The 16,862-nt window shown below is 72.0% G+C and carries 15 protein-coding genes; 10 read left to right on the forward strand and 5 right to left on the reverse strand.

Going from position 1 to position 16,862, the window contains the following annotated elements; genetic code table 11:
* Window positions 1–65: 65 nt before the first annotated feature.
* From ACWEJ6_RS08345 to ACWEJ6_RS08365, 5 genes are all read left to right on the forward strand, one after another.
* Window positions 66–1,574: a CDP-alcohol phosphatidyltransferase family protein gene (locus tag ACWEJ6_RS08345; RefSeq protein ID WP_452422369.1), complete on the forward strand. Its 1,509-nt coding sequence runs from the start codon at window positions 66–68 to the stop codon at window positions 1,572–1,574.
* The gene (locus ACWEJ6_RS08350) at window positions 1,571–2,290 is read left to right on the forward strand and encodes a DUF5941 domain-containing protein (protein ID WP_352323408.1); all 720 of its coding nucleotides are present in this window, start codon (window positions 1,571–1,573) and stop codon (window positions 2,288–2,290) included. Before ACWEJ6_RS08345 ends, ACWEJ6_RS08350 begins: the two co-directional genes overlap by 4 nt.
* A gap of 177 nt (window positions 2,291–2,467) precedes the next feature.
* Window positions 2,468–3,256 (forward strand): hypothetical protein, encoded by a 789-nt coding sequence (locus ACWEJ6_RS08355; RefSeq protein ID WP_452422372.1) that lies wholly within the window; start codon window positions 2,468–2,470, stop codon window positions 3,254–3,256.
* Between the two features lie 96 nt (window positions 3,257–3,352).
* Window positions 3,353–4,750, forward strand: a complete 1,398-nt coding sequence (locus ACWEJ6_RS08360) for a glycoside hydrolase family 16 protein (protein WP_452422374.1) — start codon at window positions 3,353–3,355, stop codon at window positions 4,748–4,750.
* A gap of 80 nt (window positions 4,751–4,830) precedes the next feature.
* The gene (locus ACWEJ6_RS08365) at window positions 4,831–5,778 is read left to right on the forward strand and encodes an isopenicillin N synthase family dioxygenase (RefSeq protein ID WP_452422376.1); all 948 of its coding nucleotides are present in this window, start codon (window positions 4,831–4,833) and stop codon (window positions 5,776–5,778) included.
* Here ACWEJ6_RS08365 and ACWEJ6_RS08370 read toward each other — a convergent pair.
* Window positions 5,775–8,123 carry a GH1 family beta-glucosidase gene (locus ACWEJ6_RS08370; protein WP_452422378.1) on the reverse strand — a complete coding sequence of 783 codons (2,349 nt, stop codon included), beginning with the start codon at window positions 8,121–8,123 and terminating at the stop codon, window positions 5,775–5,777. The genes ACWEJ6_RS08365 and ACWEJ6_RS08370 overlap by 4 nt on opposite strands.
* A gap of 91 nt (window positions 8,124–8,214) precedes the next feature.
* On the opposite strand from ACWEJ6_RS08370, the gene ACWEJ6_RS08375 reads away from it, so the two are divergent.
* The 3 genes from ACWEJ6_RS08375 (at window position 8,215) to rocD (ending at window position 10,832) form a co-directional block, all read left to right on the forward strand.
* Window positions 8,215–8,703 carry an Lrp/AsnC family transcriptional regulator gene (locus ACWEJ6_RS08375; protein ID WP_358292110.1) on the forward strand — a complete coding sequence of 163 codons (489 nt, stop codon included), beginning with the start codon at window positions 8,215–8,217 and terminating at the stop codon, window positions 8,701–8,703.
* Window positions 8,704–8,827: 124 nt separating this feature from the next.
* Window positions 8,828–9,625, forward strand: coding sequence for a dimethylargininase (gene ddaH / locus ACWEJ6_RS08380; RefSeq protein ID WP_352323414.1), 798 nt, complete (start codon window positions 8,828–8,830; stop codon window positions 9,623–9,625).
* A 1-nt stretch (window position 9,626) separates the two neighbouring features.
* Window positions 9,627–10,832: an ornithine--oxo-acid transaminase gene (rocD, locus tag ACWEJ6_RS08385; RefSeq protein ID WP_387672562.1), complete on the forward strand. Its 1,206-nt coding sequence runs from the start codon at window positions 9,627–9,629 to the stop codon at window positions 10,830–10,832.
* A gap of 124 nt (window positions 10,833–10,956) precedes the next feature.
* Here rocD and ACWEJ6_RS08390 read toward each other — a convergent pair whose 3' ends face one another.
* From ACWEJ6_RS08390 to ACWEJ6_RS08405, 4 genes are all read right to left on the reverse strand, one after another.
* Window positions 10,957–12,150 (reverse strand): CU044_5270 family protein, encoded by a 1,194-nt coding sequence (locus tag ACWEJ6_RS08390; RefSeq protein WP_452422380.1) that lies wholly within the window; start codon window positions 12,148–12,150, stop codon window positions 10,957–10,959.
* Complete coding sequence (locus ACWEJ6_RS08395; RefSeq protein WP_452422382.1) at window positions 12,143–12,733, reverse strand: RNA polymerase sigma factor; 591 nt, start codon at window positions 12,731–12,733, stop codon at window positions 12,143–12,145. The genes ACWEJ6_RS08390 and ACWEJ6_RS08395 overlap by 8 nt, the downstream gene beginning before the upstream one ends.
* Window positions 12,734–12,806: 73 nt before the next feature.
* A complete protein-coding gene (locus tag ACWEJ6_RS08400; RefSeq protein WP_452422384.1) occupies window positions 12,807–13,532 on the reverse strand; it encodes a class I SAM-dependent methyltransferase in 726 nt (241 codons plus the stop codon).
* 9 nt (window positions 13,533–13,541) lie between these two features.
* Window positions 13,542–15,095, reverse strand: a complete 1,554-nt coding sequence (locus tag ACWEJ6_RS08405) for an alkaline phosphatase D family protein (protein ID WP_452422386.1) — start codon at window positions 15,093–15,095, stop codon at window positions 13,542–13,544.
* A 216-nt stretch (window positions 15,096–15,311) separates the two neighbouring features.
* Between ACWEJ6_RS08405 and ACWEJ6_RS08410 the strand changes: the two genes are divergently transcribed.
* Entirely contained in the window at window positions 15,312–16,589 is a 1,278-nt protein-coding gene (locus tag ACWEJ6_RS08410) for a Glu/Leu/Phe/Val family dehydrogenase (protein WP_358292094.1), read from the forward strand.
* Window positions 16,590–16,661: 72 nt separating this feature from the next.
* Window positions 16,662–16,856: a hypothetical protein gene (locus tag ACWEJ6_RS08415; protein ID WP_352323421.1), complete on the forward strand. Its 195-nt coding sequence runs from the start codon at window positions 16,662–16,664 to the stop codon at window positions 16,854–16,856.
* The last annotated feature ends 6 nt before the right edge of the window (window positions 16,857–16,862 follow it).

Below are 16,862 nucleotides of genomic sequence, written 5' to 3' on the forward strand. Positions count from 1 at the left end.
GACTTTGACGTCTGTCCCCGCATCACCCGTTGTTCAACCCCCCGCTACTGCCTCGAAAGGGAGTCATGACCCGCGTGGTCCTGCTGGGCTCTTCGCCCGGCCCCGACACCTCTCCGACCGGCCTGAGGCTGGCCGCGCTGCCCGGCAATCCCACCGTGGCCGAGCGGCTGCGCAGCCAGCTCGTCTCCTATGACCCGCGGCCCGCCACGATCGAGACCGGTGACGTGGCCGCCGCCCTTCGCGCCCTGGCCGACGTCGCAGAATCGGCAACGGAGAGCCTCTTCATCATCCCCCAGAACTCGGTCGTCCACGACGAGCTGATCTACCAGATCACCAAGGCCAAGCGCGGCGCGCTGGCGCTCGTGGCCAAGGAGCCGCGTCTGGAGGTGACCGAGGAGGCGCAGGAGGACACCGTACCGATCGACGAGGCCGACCCGGAGATCGGTTACGGCCGGCTCGAAGGGCTGCCGGTGCGCGCGCGCGTCGGCAAGTCGCGCGTCGTGTCGGTCGGCACCGCCAACCACGCGGTGACCAGGCCCAACGCGGTGCTGCTCGGCCCGCTGCACATCAGCGCCCGCAACGCCCCCGTGCTCGCGCAGACCTGCCGCGAGCTGGCCCTCATGGCCGACCGCTTCGGCGCGGACGACGACCTCGTCCAGCTCGTGGTGTTCGGCCTGGTGCGCAACGGCGTGTCGGTCGGCGTGCGCGGCCGCCGCGACCTGTTCTACCGCCGGGTGAGCACGCCGGAGGAGGTCAACGAGGCCGGTGCCGAGATGGCCGGCATGAACGAGGACCGCGCCCGGCTCAACAACGCGGTCAAGGGCGCCGACGGCTTCTTCACCACCTACTTCGTCTCCACCTACTCGCGCTTCATCGCCCGCTGGGCGGCGCGGCGCGGGCTCACGCCCAACCAGGTGACGCTGATCTCGATCATGCTCGGCGTGGCCGCCGCCGCCTGCTTCGCCACCGGCGACCGGCCGTGGATGGTCGCCGGCGGCCTGCTGATCTACTTCGCCTTCGTCTTCGACTGCGTCGACGGACAGGTGGCCCGGTACGCCCGCAAGTTCGGCGTGCTGGGGGCCTGGCTCGACGCCACCTTCGACCGCTTCAAGGAATACGTGGTCTTCGCCGGCCTGGCCGTCGGCTGGGTCGTCTCGGGCAACGGCGACGACATCTGGATCCTGGCGCTGGCCGCCATCGGGCTCCAGTCCGTACGCCACCTGCTCGACTTCTCCTTCGGCATCTCCAACCGGCGCAAGCCGCCCGGGCAGCTCCCCACCCTCCCGCTCGACGCCCCCGACGACCGCGACCTGCGCAGGGCGCTGGAGCGGCGCAAGGTCGAGCGCAGCCAGGGCCTGCGCGGCGTGCTCAAGATGTGGACCAGGGCGGGCAAGTTCCGCGCGGTCCACTGGGCGCGGAAGATGATCGTGTTCCCCATCGGCGAGCGGTTCGCGGCCATCGCGATCACCGCCGCCCTCTTCGACGCCCGGATCACTTTCCTCACCCTCGTGATCTGGGGCTCCGTCGCCGCCGCCTACACCCTCACCGGACGCCTCATGAGGTCGCTCGTATGATCACTCAACCGCAGGCCATGGCCACCCCCACGCCGGACCCCGACGAGGAACGCCGCCGCATCCAGACCGCCCGCCTGCTCGCCTACCGCGACGACGGCCCGCTCGTGCACGCCCTCGCGGGCAAGCTGGGCAAGGGCCTGCCGCCCGTGCCCGCCACGCTCGTGGCGCTGCTCGCCGTCGTCGCCGTCACCGTCGTCGGGCTGCCCGACAAGGGGCCGCTGCTGCTCGTACCGGTGGCCATCACGCTGCTGCTCGTGCTGCCGACCGCGCCGCGCGACCACCTCGGCCGCTTCGACTGGCTCACCCCGCCGCTGCTGCGCGGCACCGAGTTCCTCGCCATGATCGCGATCGGCCTGGCCGCCGGCGCGCCGAAGTGGCTGCTGTTCGTGCTGGTCTACGTCGTGGGCTACCACACCTACGACACCGTCTACCGCACCCGGCAGAGCATCTGGCCGCCCGCGTGGGTGTTCCACGCGGGGCTCGGCTGGGAGCTGCGCCTGCTGATCATCGGTGCCGGTGCGGCGCTGGGCTGGCTGACGCCGGTGCTCGCGGTGCTGACGGCGTACCTGTTCGTGCTGTTCGCGGTGGAGAGCGTGACGAGCTGGGTGCGCCTGGACAAGGCCTCTGCGCAGGCCGGCGCCGACGCCGAGCAGGACCTTGAGGCCTCGCCCGAGGACGCGCTCGAACAGGCCACCGGCGAGGCGGAGAAGGGCTGAGCGGCCACCTCCCCCTCCGGACACGACGGCGGTCACGGGCTCCCGATCAGGGCGCCGGTGGCCGCCGTTTCGCGTGCGGGCGCCGATTCGCCCCGCCGAAAAAGGACATGACGGACTAGTCTGAAATTCAGGGACATTCGAGCCGAGGTCCGGTCCGGCCGGAGCCAGGAGACGCGGATGGCGTTCTTGTCGCGGCCGTTCAGCCGAGGAAACCCGCCGGACGGGCGCGCCGACTTCCCCGGCCGGAGGGCGCCGATGACGGGCCTGTCCGGGCGGGTCGTGGTGGTGCTGGCGCTGGCCGCGGGCCCGGTGAGCGGGTGCGGCACGGATCCGGGCCCGGTGTGCGGCGCGGTCGTCGACTCGACGGGCTACGCCGACCCGGTGACCGCCGGGAACGACGTCGAATCCGAGTTGCCGGGGTTCGCCAAGGGCTGCGACTGGATCGGCTTCGCGGCGGTGACCGGCGACTCGGAGAGCAGCGCGTGCCGCGAGGACCCGGTGCCCATCGCCGCCACCCGCACCGAGAACCCCGGCGACGACCCCGCGGTCGAGGACCGGGTCAGGGCCCGCCGGATCACGCAGGTGCTCCCCCGGGCGGCCGAGCTGCTCGACTGCCCCAAGGAGGGCCGGGGCTCGGACGTCCTGGGCGCCCTGCGGTACGCGGTCAAGCAGCTCGGCGCGCTGCGGCAGCCGGACAGGGAGCACCGGCTCATCGTGTTCAGCGACCTGCTCAACGACCACGGCGACCTGGACGTCGGCGAGCTGGACCTGAGCGAGGCCGCCCGCGGCCGGAAGATCGAGGAACTGCGGGACGCGCGGCTGCTGCCCGACCTGTCCGGGTACGCGGTGGTGGTGCACGGATTCCTGCGGGCGAAGAAGTCCGACCCCGACCGGTTCCTGCTGCTGGAGAGCTTCTGGCGGGCGGCGTTCGAGGCCGCCGGAACGTCGTCCGTCGACCTGCTCTAGAGCGCTCTCCCATATTGACACGCGGTCAGCAGCGTGTTTACGTCGCGTCAAGAGAGCGCTCTCTCACTCGACTCCACCACCCCCCATGGAGCAGGGATGACAACAGAGATCCGGCACAGGCGCCGCCTGGTGGCCGTGGCGGTGGTGCTCGTGGCACTCACCGGCCTGCTCGTCAAAGTGGCCGTCAGCGCCTCGGCGTCCGTGCCGTCCACGCCGTCCGGCTGGTCGCTGGTCTGGTCCGACGACTTCAACGGCTCGGCGGGCACGCCGCCCTCGTCCGCCGAGTGGATCATCGACACCGGGCACGGCTACCCCGGCGGGCCGGGCAACTGGGGCACCGGCGAGATCCAGAACTACACCTCCAGCACCTCCAACGTCAGCCTCGACGGCTCCGGCAACCTGCGCATCACGCCCCTGCGCAGCGGCTCGGGCGAGTGGACCTCGGCCCGCATCGAGACCAGGCGGGCCGACTTCAAGCCGGCCGCCGGGCGCGTCCTGCGGATCGAGGGCCGGATCCAGATGCCGGACGTGACCGGGCAGGCGGCGCTCGGCTACTGGCCGGCGTTCTGGGCGCTCGGGGCGCCGTACCGGGGGAACTACTGGAACTGGCCGGGCATCGGCGAGTTCGACATCATGGAGAACGTCAACGGCATCAACTCGGTGTGGGGCGTGCTCCACTGCGGCGTCAGCCCCGGCGGGCCCTGCAACGAGACGACCGGCCTGGGCGCGAGCCGGGCCTGCCCCGGATCGTCCTGCCAGTCGGCCTTCCACACCTACCGCTTCGAGTGGGACCGCGCCGCCAGCCCGAACCAGCTCCGCTGGTACGTCGACGGCCAGCAGTTCCACAGCGTGAGCCAGAACCAGCTCGACGCCACCACCTGGACCAACATGACCGGGCACGGCGGCTACTTCCTGCTGCTCAACCTGGCCATGGGCGGCGCGTTCCCCAACGCCCTGGCCGGCACCGGCACGCCGACGGCGGCGACCGTCCCCGGCCACCCGCTGCTGGTGGACTACGTGGCCGTCTGGCAGAGCGGCACGGTCTCCACACCGACGGCGACCCCGACCGTCCCGGGCGGCGTGGACGCGCGCTCCACCATCCAGGCCGAGCGCTACCAGGCCCAGTCGGGCACCATCGTCGAGACCACCACTGACACCGGCGGCGGTCAGAACGTCGGCGCCATCGCGAACGGCGACTGGCTGCGCTACGACGGGGTGAACTTCGGCTCCGAGCCCGCCCGCCAGTTCAAGGCCAGGGTGGCGTCAGGGGCGGCGGCCGGCGTGAGCGGGCTGGTGCAGGTGCGGCTGGACAGCCCGTCCGCCCCGCCGATCGGCGACTTCGCGCTGGCCAATACGGGCGGCTGGCAGAGCTGGCGCACGGTCCCCGCCAACATCAGCGGGGTGACCGGGACGCACACCGTCTACCTGACCTTCAGCAGCGGCCAGCCCGCCGACTTCGTCAACGTCAACTGGTTCACCTTCTCGACGACCTAGACCTCTCAGGGCCTTCCTCGGGGGCGGCGGGCGTACCCAGGGCCCGGCCCGCCGCCCCCGGGCTGGGGGACAATGAGACGGTGCGCGAATTGCCGGTGATCGACATCTCCCCCTTGCTCGGCGACACCCCGGGCGGCGACAGGCAGGCCGTCGGCGCGGCGATCGGCGCCGCCTGCCGGGACAGCGGCTTCTTCTACGTCCGCGGGCACGGCGTGCCGCAGGAGCTCCTCGATCGGCTCGACGCCGCCGCCAGGCGCTTCTTCGCGCTGCCCGAGGAGGTCAAGGACGAGATCTCGATGGACCGCGGCGGCCCGGCCTGGCGCGGCTTCTTCCCGGTGGGCGGCGAGCTGACCTCGGGGCGTCCGGACCTGAAGGAGGGCGTCTACTTCGGCGCCGAGGAGCCGCCCGGTCCGCTCCCGCTGCACGGCCCCAACCAGTTCCCGGTCCAGGTGCCCGAGCTGCGCGAGGCCGTGCTCGCCTACCTGGACACGATGACGGGGGTCGCGCAGGCGGTCATGTCGGGGATCGCGCTCAGCCTGGGCCTGGACGAGGGCTACTTCCGCACCGGCTACACCGCCGACCCGACCGTCCTGTTCCGCATCTTCCACTACCCGCCCGCGCCCCCGGACGACGACGAGACCTGGGGCGTGGGCGAGCACACCGACTACGGCCTGCTCACCCTGCTCCTCCAGGACGCCAACGGCGGCCTCCAGGTCCGGACGGCGGACGGCTGGATCGAGGCGCCGCCGCTGCCGGGCACGTTCGTCTGCAACATCGGCGACATGCTCGACAAGCTCACGGGCGGCCGCTACCGCTCGACCCCGCACCGCGTGCGCAACCGCAGCGGCAACGAGCGCCTGAGCTACCCGTTCTTCTTCGACCCCGGCTGGGACAGCGTGGTGCCGCCCCTCCCCTACGCCGCCGGCGAGCGCTGGGACGGCCAGGTCGACTTCACCGGCACCTACGGCGAGTACCTGCTGTCGAAGGTGTCCAAGGTCTTCCCGAGCCTGTTCGAGCGGCAGATCTAGGCCGACTCCCGCACGATCAGCCGGGTGGGCAGGACGACCGGCGTGGTGCTCCGGCCCTCCAGCCGCGACAGCAGCAGCCGCGCCAGCGCCAGCGCCTGCTCGGTCACGGGCACCCGGACGGTGGTGAGGGCCGGGGTGGTGGCCGAGGCGGCGTCGATGTCGTCGAAGCCCACGATCGCCAGGTCGTCGGGCACCCGCCGGCCCGCGGCGCGGGCGGCCGACAGGGCGCCGATCGCCATCTGGTCGTCGGCCGCGAAGATCGCGTCCAGGTCGGGGGCGTCGCCGAGGAGCTGGCCGGCCGCCGCCGTGCCGGAGGCCCGGGTCAGGTCGCCGATCGCCAGTCTGGGTCGCAGCCCGGCGCGGTCGAGGGCCGCGCGGTGGCCGGCGAGCCGGTCCTGAGTGGCGACCAGGTCCATCGGGCCGCAGATCATGCCGATCCGGCGGCGGCCGGTGGCCAGCAGGTGCTCGGTGGCCGCCGCCGCGCCCGCGGCGTTGTCGGCGTCCACGTACGGCACCAGCGAGGCGACCGGCGGCCGGCCCAGCAGCACGAGCGGCACGCCGGTGCGCGAGAGCCGTTCGGCCAGGGTGTCGCCCCGCTCGGGCGGCAGCAGGACGACGCCGTCCACCAGGCGCGCCTCGGCGTGCCGGACGATGCGGCGCCGGCTGTCGGCGGTGTCGGCGAGCATGAGGGTGATCTGCTTGCCCGCGCCCTCCAGCAGGCTCGTCACGTACTGGACGACGGCCGCGACCATCGGGTCGGCGGCGCGCCTGGGGGCCGACAGCACGAGCGCGACGGTGTCGGTGCGCCGCGTCACCAGGCTGCGGGCGGCGGCGTTGGGCACGTAGCCGAGCTCCTTGACGGCCCGCAGGACCGTGGAGCGCACCTCGGGGCTGACCGACGCCTCGCCGTTGACGACGCGGGAGACCGTGGCCCGGGAGACGCGGGCGCGGGCGGCCACCGTCTCCAGCGTGGGACGCCTGGGCGGGGCCTCGGTCAGGCCGTTGCGCCTGATGACGTCGCGGTACCACAATGCGCTGTCCTTGGGCCGCCTGCGCTGGGTGTCGAAGTCGACGTGCACGAGGCCGAACTTGCGCCGGTACCCCTCGGCCCATTCGAGATTGTCCAGCAGCGTCCAGGCGAGATATCCGCGGACGTTGGCGCCCTCCTCGACGGCGGTCCGCAGGGCCCGCAGGTGTTCCTCGATGAAATGCACGCGATCGACGTCGTGAATGCCGTCGGGAGTGACCGTGTCGACGAAGTCCGCGCCATTCTCGGTGATCATCAGTTCGAGTTCCGGATATTCGCCGGCGAGCCGCCGCAGTAACAGCGACAGGGCGTTCGGGACGATCGGCCAGCCCATCGCGGTGACCGCCGTGGGAATGGTGCTGAAAAGCACGCCCGCGCTTCCCGGATAAGCCGGGTCGGCCGGTTCGCCGGGCTGCGCCTGGACGACGGCCGGCGCGTAGTAGTTGACGCCGAGCAGGTCGAGCGGCTGGGCGATGTCGGCCAGGTCGCCGTCGTGGACGTGCCCGAGCCCGGCGTGCTCCTCGATGACCGGCAGCAGGTCGGCGGGGTAGGCGCCGCGCAGCATCGGGTCGAGGAACTGCCGGTGGACGAGCGCGTCGATCCTGGCCACGGCCTCGGCGTCCTCCTCCGACAGCGGCCGGTCGAAGTCGCCGACCTGGGCCGGCGTCAGCACGGGCGAGAAGTTGAGCACGGCCCCCACCTCGGCGGCCCCGGCGGCGCGCAGGGCCTGGGCGCCCAGGCCGTGGGCGAGCAGCAGGTGGTGGGCGCTCCTGAACGCCTCGGCGGCCGACCGGCGGCCCGGCGCGTGCACGCCCGAGCCGTGGCCGACGAAGGCCGCCACCCACGGCTCGTTCACGGTGAACCAGGTGCCGACCCGGTCGCCGAGCCGCTCGGCCACGATCGCCGCGTAGTCCGCGAAACAGCGGGCGGTGTCGCGGGACGGCCATCCGCCGCGCTCCTCCAGCGCCTGCGGCAGATCCCAGTGATAAAGGGTGGCCAACGGCGTGATGCCCGCCTCCAGCAGCGCGTCGACCAGCCGCTGATAAAAGTCGAGACCGGCCGTGTTCACCTTTCCCGAGCCGTCCGGAAGAATGCGCGGCCAGCTCACCGAGAACCGGTACGCGGCCATTCCCAGCTCTTTCATCAGCGAGACGTCCTCGCGATATCGGTGGTAATGGTCGCAGGCGTCGGGCGGGCCACCGGCGAAGGCGTCCCAAATGGACGGCCCGCGGCCGTCGGCGGCCGTGCCGCCCTCGATCTGGAAGGCCGACGTCGAGACCCCCCAGACGAAACCCTCGGGAAAACGTGCGATATTCATGTGGCGGCAATCCTCCGGCAGTGGACCGAACGCCCAGTCTCCCGCGCGGCGCTCGTCGCGCGCCAGCCTGGCCAGGCGGTATACAGAGCCCGTGGAACTGGACCGGCTCGATCGTGACATCATCGCGGCGCTCGTCGACGACGCCCGCGCGACCTACGCGGACATCGGCCAGCAGGTGGGGCTGAGCGCGTCGGCCGTCAAGCGGCGGGTCGACCGGCTGCAGAAGAGCGGGGCGATCACCGGCTTCAGCGCGCGGGTCGCGCCGCAGGCCCTCGGTTGGACCACCGAGGCGTACGTCGAGCTGTTCTGCCAGGGCAAGACCAAGCCGTCGGACATCGCCCTGGCCGTGGCCAGGTTCCCCGAGGTGGTGGCGGCGGCCACGATCACCGGCGAGGCCGACGCGCTGCTGCACATCAGGGCCACCGACGTGCGGCACGTCGAGCGGGTCATCGAGCGCATCGCGGCGGAGGCTTTCGTGGTGCGGACCAAGAGCTCGATCGTGCTGTCGCGGCTGGTGGACATCCCGCCGGGAGCCGCCCTGACGGACTCGCGCAACGGATCGCACGTCGCTGGCCGATAGACGCAACAGACCTGCGCCAACGCGCAATGCGCACCGCTTGGCCTGCGCAAACGTCAATTCTTAGGCTGTCCCCGTCTCCCCCGACACGGGAACTTCCCCTGAACTGACGACGACGGAGCCCTGCATGCCCAAACACTTCCTCATGTGCCGCCCGGACTACTTCGCGGTCGAGTACGCCATCAACCCGTGGATGGACCCCGAGGCCGGCGCCGACCGTGAGGTGGCGATCCGGCAGTGGGAGGGGCTGAAGTCGGCGTACGAGGAGCTCGGGCACCAGGTCAGCCTCATCGACCCGATCGAGGGCCTGCCGGACATGGTGTTCGCCGCCAACGGCGCGCTGGTCGTCGGCGGCCGGGTCTACGGCGCCCGCTTCACCTTCCCCGAGCGCGGCCCCGAGGGCCCGGCCTACCTGCGCTGGTTCGTCGAGCGCGGCTACCCGACGCTGGAGCCCACGCACGTCAACGAGGGCGAGGGCGACTTCCTCACCCTCGACGACGTCATCCTGGCCGGCACCGGCTTCCGCACCGACGTGGTCGCCCACCAGGAGGCGCAGGAGTACCTGGGCCGCCCGGTCGTCTCGCTGAAGCTGGTCGACCCGCGCTTCTACCACCTGGACACCGCGCTGTTCCCGCTCGACGGCCGCAACGTCGCCTACTACCCCGGCGCCTTCTCCCAGGGCAGCCAGGAGGTGCTGCGCGCGATGTTCCCGGACGCGGTGATCGCGACCGCCGAGGACGCCGAGGTGCTCGGCCTCAACGCGGTCAGCGACGGCCGGAACGTGGTGATCAACTCCGAGGCGTCCGGGCTCCAGCTGGAGCTCAAGCGGCACGGCTACGAGGTGATCCCGGTCGAGCTGTCGGAGCTGCGCAAGGCGGGCGGCGGTCCCAAGTGCTGCACACTGGAGATCAGGGGGGAGAAGTAACATGAGCACCAGCGCAGAGCTGATCGAAGTAAGCGAGCGCCGCAGCGCGCACAACTACCATCCGCTGCCCGTGGTCATCCACGAGGCGCACGGCGCGTGGGTCACCGACGTCGAGGGCAAGCGCTATCTCGACTGCCTGTCGGGCTACTCGTCACTGAACTTCGGCCACGGCAACCCGAAGATCATCGAGGCCGCCCAGGAGCAGCTGAAGAACCTCACGCTGACCAGCCGGGCCTTCTACCACGACCAGTTCGCCCAGTTCTGCGCCGGGCTCGGCGACCTCACCGGCAAGGACATGATCCTGCCGATGAACACCGGCGCCGAGGCCGTCGAGACCGCGATCAAGGTGGCCCGCAAGTGGGGCTACGAGGTCAAGGGCGTCGCGCCGGAGCAGGCCAACATCATCGTGATGGAGGACAACTTCCACGGCCGCACCACCACGATCATCAGCTTCTCCACCGACCCCGACGCGCACGACGGGTTCGGGCCGTACACGCCCGGGTTCAAGATCGTCCGCTACGGCTCGGCCGAGGCGATCAGGGAGGCGATCGACGACAACACCGTGGCCGTGCTCGTCGAGCCGATCCAGGGCGAGGCGGGCGTGCTGGTGCCGCCGGACGGCTACCTGACCGAGGTCCGGCGCATCTGCACCGAGAACAACGTGCTGATGATCGCCGACGAGATCCAGTCGGGCCTCGGGCGCACCGGCCGCACGTTCGCCTGCGACCACGAGAACGTCGTCCCCGACGTCTACATCCTGGGCAAGGCGCTCGGCGGCGGCGTGGTGCCGGTCTCGGCCATCGCCGCGGACGAGGACGTCCTCGGGGTCATCAAGCCGGGCCAGCACGGGTCCACGTTCGGCGGCAACCCGCTGGCCTGCGCGGTCGGCATCGCCGTCATCGACATCCTGAACACCGGCGAGTTCCAGGCCAGGGCCGCCCGGCTCGGCGAGGTGCTGCACGCGCGGCTGCGCGAGCTGGCCGGCAAGGGCGTGGTGGCGGTGCGCGGGCGCGGGCTGTGGGCGGGCGTGGACATCGACCCGGCCCTCGGCACCGGGCGCGAGGTCTCCAAGGCGCTGATGGCGCGCGGCGTGCTCGCCAAGGACACCCACGGGTCCACGATCCGGCTCGCGCCGCCGATCGTGATCTCCGAGGAGGACCTGGTCTGGGCGGTCGACCAGCTCGCCGCCGTCCTCGAAGAGCTCTAGGTCTCCTACGGCTTCGCCTGGTCGGGCCGCCCGCCGTACCACGGCCGGCGGCCCTCCAGGAAGCGGCCGCCGACCCTGCGCGGGCGCGCCGCCGTGACGGCGCGCCCTGTGGGCCTGCTGGGGGTCACGAACCGGCGGGGGCGCTCTCCATCGGGGTAAGGGTGACGGTACGCGTCACCGTCGGCTCCGGCTCGGCGGTCGGCTCGACCGCGGGCACGCTGGTCGGCTCCGGGGTGAACGTGATCGTCGCCTCGGCCGTCGGCAGCTTCTCCGCCGTCGAGCCGGACTCCGACGGTATGGGCGTGGGGGCCTGGGTCTGCGGCATGCAGCTCGCGTCGGCCGCGGCGTCGGGGGCCTCCGGCAGGGCGTCCACCACGGAGACGTCGAGCTGGGCCGTCAACGCCACGACGCTGTCCTTGGGCGCGCCCGCCTTGGCGTCGACCACGACCTGCCGCTCGCCCAGGAACGTGTGCCCGGCCGGATCGAAGATCAGCTCCTCGCGCACGCCCCGGTCGGCGACCCGGCCCAGCGCCACGCCCACGCGTCCCGAGGAGTCGGCGACGCCCTCGGCCGCCTCGACTCCGGGGATCGCCTTCACCGCCTCGAACAGGGCGTCCCGCTGCGCCTTGGGCAGGTAGTTCTCCCTGACGAGGTCGCCGGCGCGGGTGAAGGCGACGGCGTCGGGATCGACGTCCTTGTCGCCCTTGGGGGCCGACTGGTAGAGGCGGTCGCGCATGGCCGTGGCGTCGGCCGGGAGCGTGCTCAGGTAGGCGTAGTCGTCGCGGTAGGGGCCGCGCAGGTCGGGGCAGGAGGCCAGCCGGCTCCACTCGCTGCCCCGCCGGCTCGTGGCGTCCGCCGGCAGCGGCTCGCCCGGCCAGGGGCGCGGCTCGCGGCCCTCGATCTGCAGCAGGCCGTCCTTGCTGCCGTCCACGGACTTCCAGATCCTGCGGTGCTGGCGGTAGAGGTAGCGGCTCTGCGCGCCGGAGCTGTCGATCGACTGCGAGCCGTACATGGTGTCGGACTCGATCAGGATGAACTGGTCCGGCCGGGGGTTCAGCTCGCCGGCCGACAGCATCACGGAGGTGGCCGGACGGGCGTCCGTCCCGCCCTGGCCGGACAGCGCCACCGCCACGCCGCCGACCAGGACCACCGTGGCGCCGAAGGCCGCGGCCGTCTGCCAGCCGAGCCTGGGCAGCCGCAGGCGTCGCCCGCCGCGCGCCTCGGCCAGCAGTCGTTCCCTGGCCCGCGCGCGGGCCTGCGGCTCGTACGGCGGCGCCGGCGGCCTGCCGTCGGCGAACGTCCGGATCTCGTCATCCATGCTGGGGCTCCTCTGCGAAGGGATCGATGCCGCCGAGCGCCCTGCGTACCTTGACGCGGAGCCGGTGCAGCCTGGACCGGACGGTGCCGACGGGCACCCCGAGGGCGCGCGCGGCGTCCTCGTAGGTCAGGTCGGCCCACGCCACGAGCAGCAGCAGGTCGCGCTCGCCCGCGTTGAGCCTGGTCAGCGCCCTGGCCAGGCGAGGCTGGAGCTGCTCGGCGGTGACCCGGTCGGCGCTGCGCTCGTCGAACGTGCCCGGACGCTCGGCGCCGACCCTGGCCATGGCCGCGGTGCGCCGCCGTTCGGCCCTGCGGTGCTGGGACACGACCTTGGTGGCGATGCCGTACAGCCAGGGACGGGCGTCGGGCAGGGTGCGGTCGTAGCGGCCGCGGCCGCGGAAGGCGACGAGGAACACCTCCCCCGTCACGTCGTCGGCCAGCTCGACGCCCAGGCGGCGGGCGGCGTACCTGTGGATCTCGTCGGCGTGCCGGTCGAACAGCGCGGCGAAACGCTCAGGATCGCTCAGCGAATGCCCGATCAGGGTCGAGTCATCCAGCGTTGCGGTTGTGTCCTCGACACTCACCACATCCGGTCCTCTCTCATGCGGTCACCCTGTTGTTGGCCGCACCCGGAAGCCCGGTTCCACCTTTTTCGGGCTATGCCGCCTTTCGCCGCTTTCGCCAGGCGGACAGGCCGTCGGGGGCCTCGTCCCCGACGAACCCGGCCGCCGTCAGCTCGGCGGCGAGCCGGTCGCCGCCGGGCCGGTGGGCCTCGCTGGTCACCTCGTCCTCGCTGATCACCACGCCGCGCTGCCTGATCCGGTAGAGGAAGCGGGAGCGCACGGTCTCGCCGGTGACGTCGAGCACCTGGCCCCAGACCTCGTAGGCGTGCCGCCCGACCTGGTAGGACCCCATGAGCTCCAGCTCACCCGGCGTGGGCGCGGGCCGCTCGCGCCAGTTGAACAGCAGCAGCCCGCCCGGTTCGAGCTGCCTGGCCAGCACCCGCCACAACTCCTCCCGCCGCCCGGCCGGGAACGCCTGCAGCACCGAGATCATCACAACGGCCTCGACCGGCTCCTCCACATCGACGTCGAGCGCCCCGCAGGCCAGCACGGTGACCCGGCGCCGGGCCTGCTCGCCGGCGGCCAGCCGCGACAGCAGCACCGACCGCATGGCCGGCGCCGGCTCGACGGCGTACACCTCGCCCTCCGTCGCGCGCACGATCACCTCGGTGATCAGGCCGGTGCCCGCGCCGATCTCCATGACGCCGCCCCGCACCCCCTTCAGCAGGGGCGGGAGCGACTCGCGGATCTCGGGGACGTGCCCGTCCTCGTGCCACAGGTCGTAGAACGGCACGGCCCTGGAGTACTGGTCATCAGTCATGGGTCATTTCTACGCCAGCCGGGCCGAGTCGATCGGCCTGACACCGTCGCCCGCCGACTCGTACCAGGTGATCGTGTCGGGGAAGGTCAGCGTGGCCAGCGCGTTCTGGAACAGCGGGCCCTTGGTCACCCGCCAGCGGAACGGCGGGCGCGGGATGCCGGCCAGCCGCGCCAGCAGGCCGCCCACCAGCGTCGCCAGCCCGAACTGGGTGAGCACGTTGGCCCAGCGCAGCAGCCGGCTGAGCGGGTTGCGGATCGGCGAGCAGACGACCTGGTAGATCTGCCCGGCCGAGGCCTTGGCCAGGTAGGAGTAGTGGACGTCGCCGGACAGGATCACCGCCGGCTTGCCGAGCCGGACCAGCAGCCTGCCCAGGTCCTCGAACGAGCGCCGGAAGGCCGCCCAGTGCTCCAGGTCGACGGCCTGGCGCAGCTGCTCCGACCACCGCTGCACCGTACGGCCCCACTTGCCGTCGCACAGCGCCTCGTTCCAGTTCTGGACGCCGTGCACGCCCTCGGGCAGCAGGAAGGGGATCGAGGAGCCGATGACCAGCCGCTCGGCCGGCGCGGCGGCCTGCTCCTGGAGCCAGGCCCACTCCTCGGGGTCGAGCATGCGCCGGTCGCCGGGGGTGAGCTGCCTGGCGCACCGGGTGTCGATCATGATGAGCCGGGTGTGCCCGAGGTCGCGGGTGTAGCTCCAGCGGTTGCTGCTCGGCTCGGCGTCGGCCTTGGCGGCGAAGGCGTCGAGGGCCGGGCCGCCGTCGCCGCCGCCCTCGGTGAGCTCGCGCACCAGCGGGTCGGCCGCGCGCTCGGCCGGCGTCAGGTTGCCGAGGTGCTGGTAGACGAAGTAGGCGCCGAGCCCGGCGACCACGCGGCGCGGCCACCAGCTCGTCAGGGCCATCTTCTCCCGCCAGGGCTGGGAGGTGTTCCAGTCGTCGCGCAGGTCGTGGTCGTCGAAGATCATGGCGGTGGGCACGGTGGACAGCAGCCAGCGGATCTCCGGGTCGGTCCACGCCTGGCGGTAGAGCTCGGCGTACTCCTCGTAGTCGGCGATCTCGCCCTGCGGCTCGGTGGTCCTGCGCGCCTGGATGTAGTCGAGCATCTGGGGCGAGGGGCTGTCGGCGTAGACCTGGTCGCCGAGGAGCAGCAGCAGGTCGGGCCACTCCTCCTCGTCGGCGCGCATGAGGCTCACGCCATAGGCGCGCAGCACGTCGTCGCCGTGGGTGCGGACGTGGGCCGAGTCGTGCGGCACGCTCGTGCGGCACGACCCGAACGCCAGCCTGCGGGGCCCTTCGGCGGGCAGCAGCCGCACCCGGCTGGCCGGGCGACCCGCCAGCGGCCAGACCTGGTCCCCGTCGAGGCTGACGGAATAGGAGGCGATATCCTGGGACAGGTCAACGAGATCCACGATCGCGTAGTGGTGACCGTGCACGGTGAAGGTGGGCGACCGATAAGCCCCGCCTGCCGTCTCGACGGTGACCGTGCAGGGCTCGCTGGTCTCCACCCAGATCGAGGCACTGACCGAGTCGACGTGACGCAACATCGGCCCAACCACGAGTGCGGGCATCCAACCCTCCGGTTTTCGACGATTCGGCACACTCTCGCTCGATAGCCTGCCAGAGTGGCACGTTCCCAGCACGTTGATCAACGGCTTGGATATCCCTTCATAACCTAGGCAAGGTCAAACTGCCCGGCCTAGGATGATCGAGACAACACGCCCAAGAGGGAAGGCAACGGCGCCTTCTCCCACAAAATGGGCGCGCATACAGGAGGAAACTCGACCATGAGCATCATGGTGCCGTCAAAGACGCCGGCGCTGATCACACCTGGTCAACAGGCGCTCGACTCCGCTCTTCACCAACTCAACCAGGCCGCCGCCCACCTCGGGCTCGACGACGGCCTCCGCACGATGCTGGCCACGCCCCGCCGCTCGCTGACCGTCTCGGTCCCGGTGCGCCGCGAGGACGGACGCATGGACGTCGTCCAGGGCTACCGCGTCCAGCACAACGTCTCGCGCGGCCCCGCCAAGGGCGGCATCCGCTTTCATCCCAGCACCGACATCCACGAGGTCACCGCCCTGGCGATGTGGATGACGTGGAAGTGCGCGCTGGTCGGCATCCCGTACGGCGGCGCCAAGGGCGGCGTGGCCGTGGACCCGGGCGCGCTGACCACGATCGAGCTCGAACGGCTCACCCGCCGCTACGTCAACGAGATCCTGCCGCTGATCGGCCCGGAGAAGGACATCCCGGCCCCCGACGTCGGCACCGACGAGCAGACCATGGCCTGGATCATGGACACCTACAGCGTCAACGCCGGCTACTCGGTGCCCGGCGTGGTCACCGGCAAGCCGATGACGCTCGGCGGCTCGCTCGGCCGCACCGGCTCGACCTCGCGCGGCGTGCAGATCGCGGCCCTGGCCGCGCTCGGGCGCTCGCCGGAGGGCGTCACGGTCGCCGTGCAGGGCTTCGGCAAGGTGGGCGCGCTGGCCGCGCAGTACCTGTCCGACGAGGGCTGCAAGGTCGTCGCCGTCTCCGACGTCACCGGCGCGCTCTACGCGCCCGGCGGCCTCGACGTCGCCCGCGTGCGCGCCTGGGTGGCCGAGACCGGCGGCGTGGCCGGCTACCCGCACGCCGACGCCATGGCCCACGACGACCTGTTCGAGCTGGACGTGGACGTGCTCGTCCCGGCCGCGCTCGAAGGCGTGATCACCGAGGCGAACGCGCCCCGCGTGCGCGCCCGGCTGATCGTGGAGGGCGCCAACGGCCCCACCACGCCGGAGGCCGACGAGATCCTGGCCGCGAACGGCACCACCGTCGTGCCGGACATCCTGGCCAACGCGGGCGGGGTGATCGTGTCCTACCTGGAGTGGGTGCAGAACATGCAGGCCTTCTCCTGGAGCTCCCGTGAGGTCGAGGTGAAGCTGCGCGACCTGATGGAGGGCGCCTTCGCCGAGGTCAAGTCGATGTCCGCCGAGCGCGGGCTGACGCTGCGGGAGGCGGCGCACGTGATCGGCGTGGGCCGGGTCGCCGAGGCCCACAGCATGCGGGGCCTCTACCCCTGACCTACTTTGGTCGCACGTGACCCGCCCAAGGTCGGATGCCGGGGCGGGTCCCGTTCTGCGACGGTCGTGGTCATGAGGGGTTTCATCGGGGTCATGGCCATCATCCAGGGACTCGGCGGGTTCGCCGGGCGCGTCTGGTTCGACACGGAGTGGGGGTTCGTGGGGCGGTTCGTGGAGCTGCCGCTGGCGGCCTACCTGGGGCTCGCGGTCGCGGGCCTGGCGTTGCTGCTGTGGTCCGGCCACGACGGGAAGAACCGCGAGAGCTGATCGCGG

This window comes from Nonomuraea sp. NPDC004702, from assembly GCF_053601695.1.

Bases quoted from the DNA above. Each gene is read 5' to 3' on its own strand.
- ACWEJ6_RS08345 (WP_452422369.1), top strand. From the start codon at position 66: ATGACCCGCGTGGTCCTGCTGGGCTCTTCGCCCGGCCCCGACACCTCT.
- ACWEJ6_RS08350 (WP_352323408.1), top strand. From the start codon at position 1,571: ATGATCACTCAACCGCAGGCCATGGCCACCCCCACGCCGGACCCCGAC.
- ACWEJ6_RS08355 (WP_452422372.1), top strand. From the start codon at position 2,468: ATGGCGTTCTTGTCGCGGCCGTTCAGCCGAGGAAACCCGCCGGACGGG.
- ACWEJ6_RS08360 (WP_452422374.1), top strand. From the start codon at position 3,353: ATGACAACAGAGATCCGGCACAGGCGCCGCCTGGTGGCCGTGGCGGTG.
- ACWEJ6_RS08370 (WP_452422378.1), bottom strand. From the start codon at position 8,123: ATGAATATCGCACGTTTTCCCGAGGGTTTCGTCTGGGGGGTCTCGACG.
- ddaH (WP_352323414.1), top strand. From the start codon at position 8,828: ATGCCCAAACACTTCCTCATGTGCCGCCCGGACTACTTCGCGGTCGAG.
- rocD (WP_387672562.1), top strand. From the start codon at position 9,627: ATGAGCACCAGCGCAGAGCTGATCGAAGTAAGCGAGCGCCGCAGCGCG.
- ACWEJ6_RS08390 (WP_452422380.1), bottom strand. From the start codon at position 12,150: ATGGATGACGAGATCCGGACGTTCGCCGACGGCAGGCCGCCGGCGCCG.
- ACWEJ6_RS08400 (WP_452422384.1), bottom strand. From the start codon at position 13,532: ATGACTGATGACCAGTACTCCAGGGCCGTGCCGTTCTACGACCTGTGG.
- ACWEJ6_RS08405 (WP_452422386.1), bottom strand. From the start codon at position 15,095: ATGCCCGCACTCGTGGTTGGGCCGATGTTGCGTCACGTCGACTCGGTC.
- ACWEJ6_RS08410 (WP_358292094.1), top strand. From the start codon at position 15,312: ATGAGCATCATGGTGCCGTCAAAGACGCCGGCGCTGATCACACCTGGT.
- ACWEJ6_RS08415 (WP_352323421.1), top strand. From the start codon at position 16,662: ATGAGGGGTTTCATCGGGGTCATGGCCATCATCCAGGGACTCGGCGGG.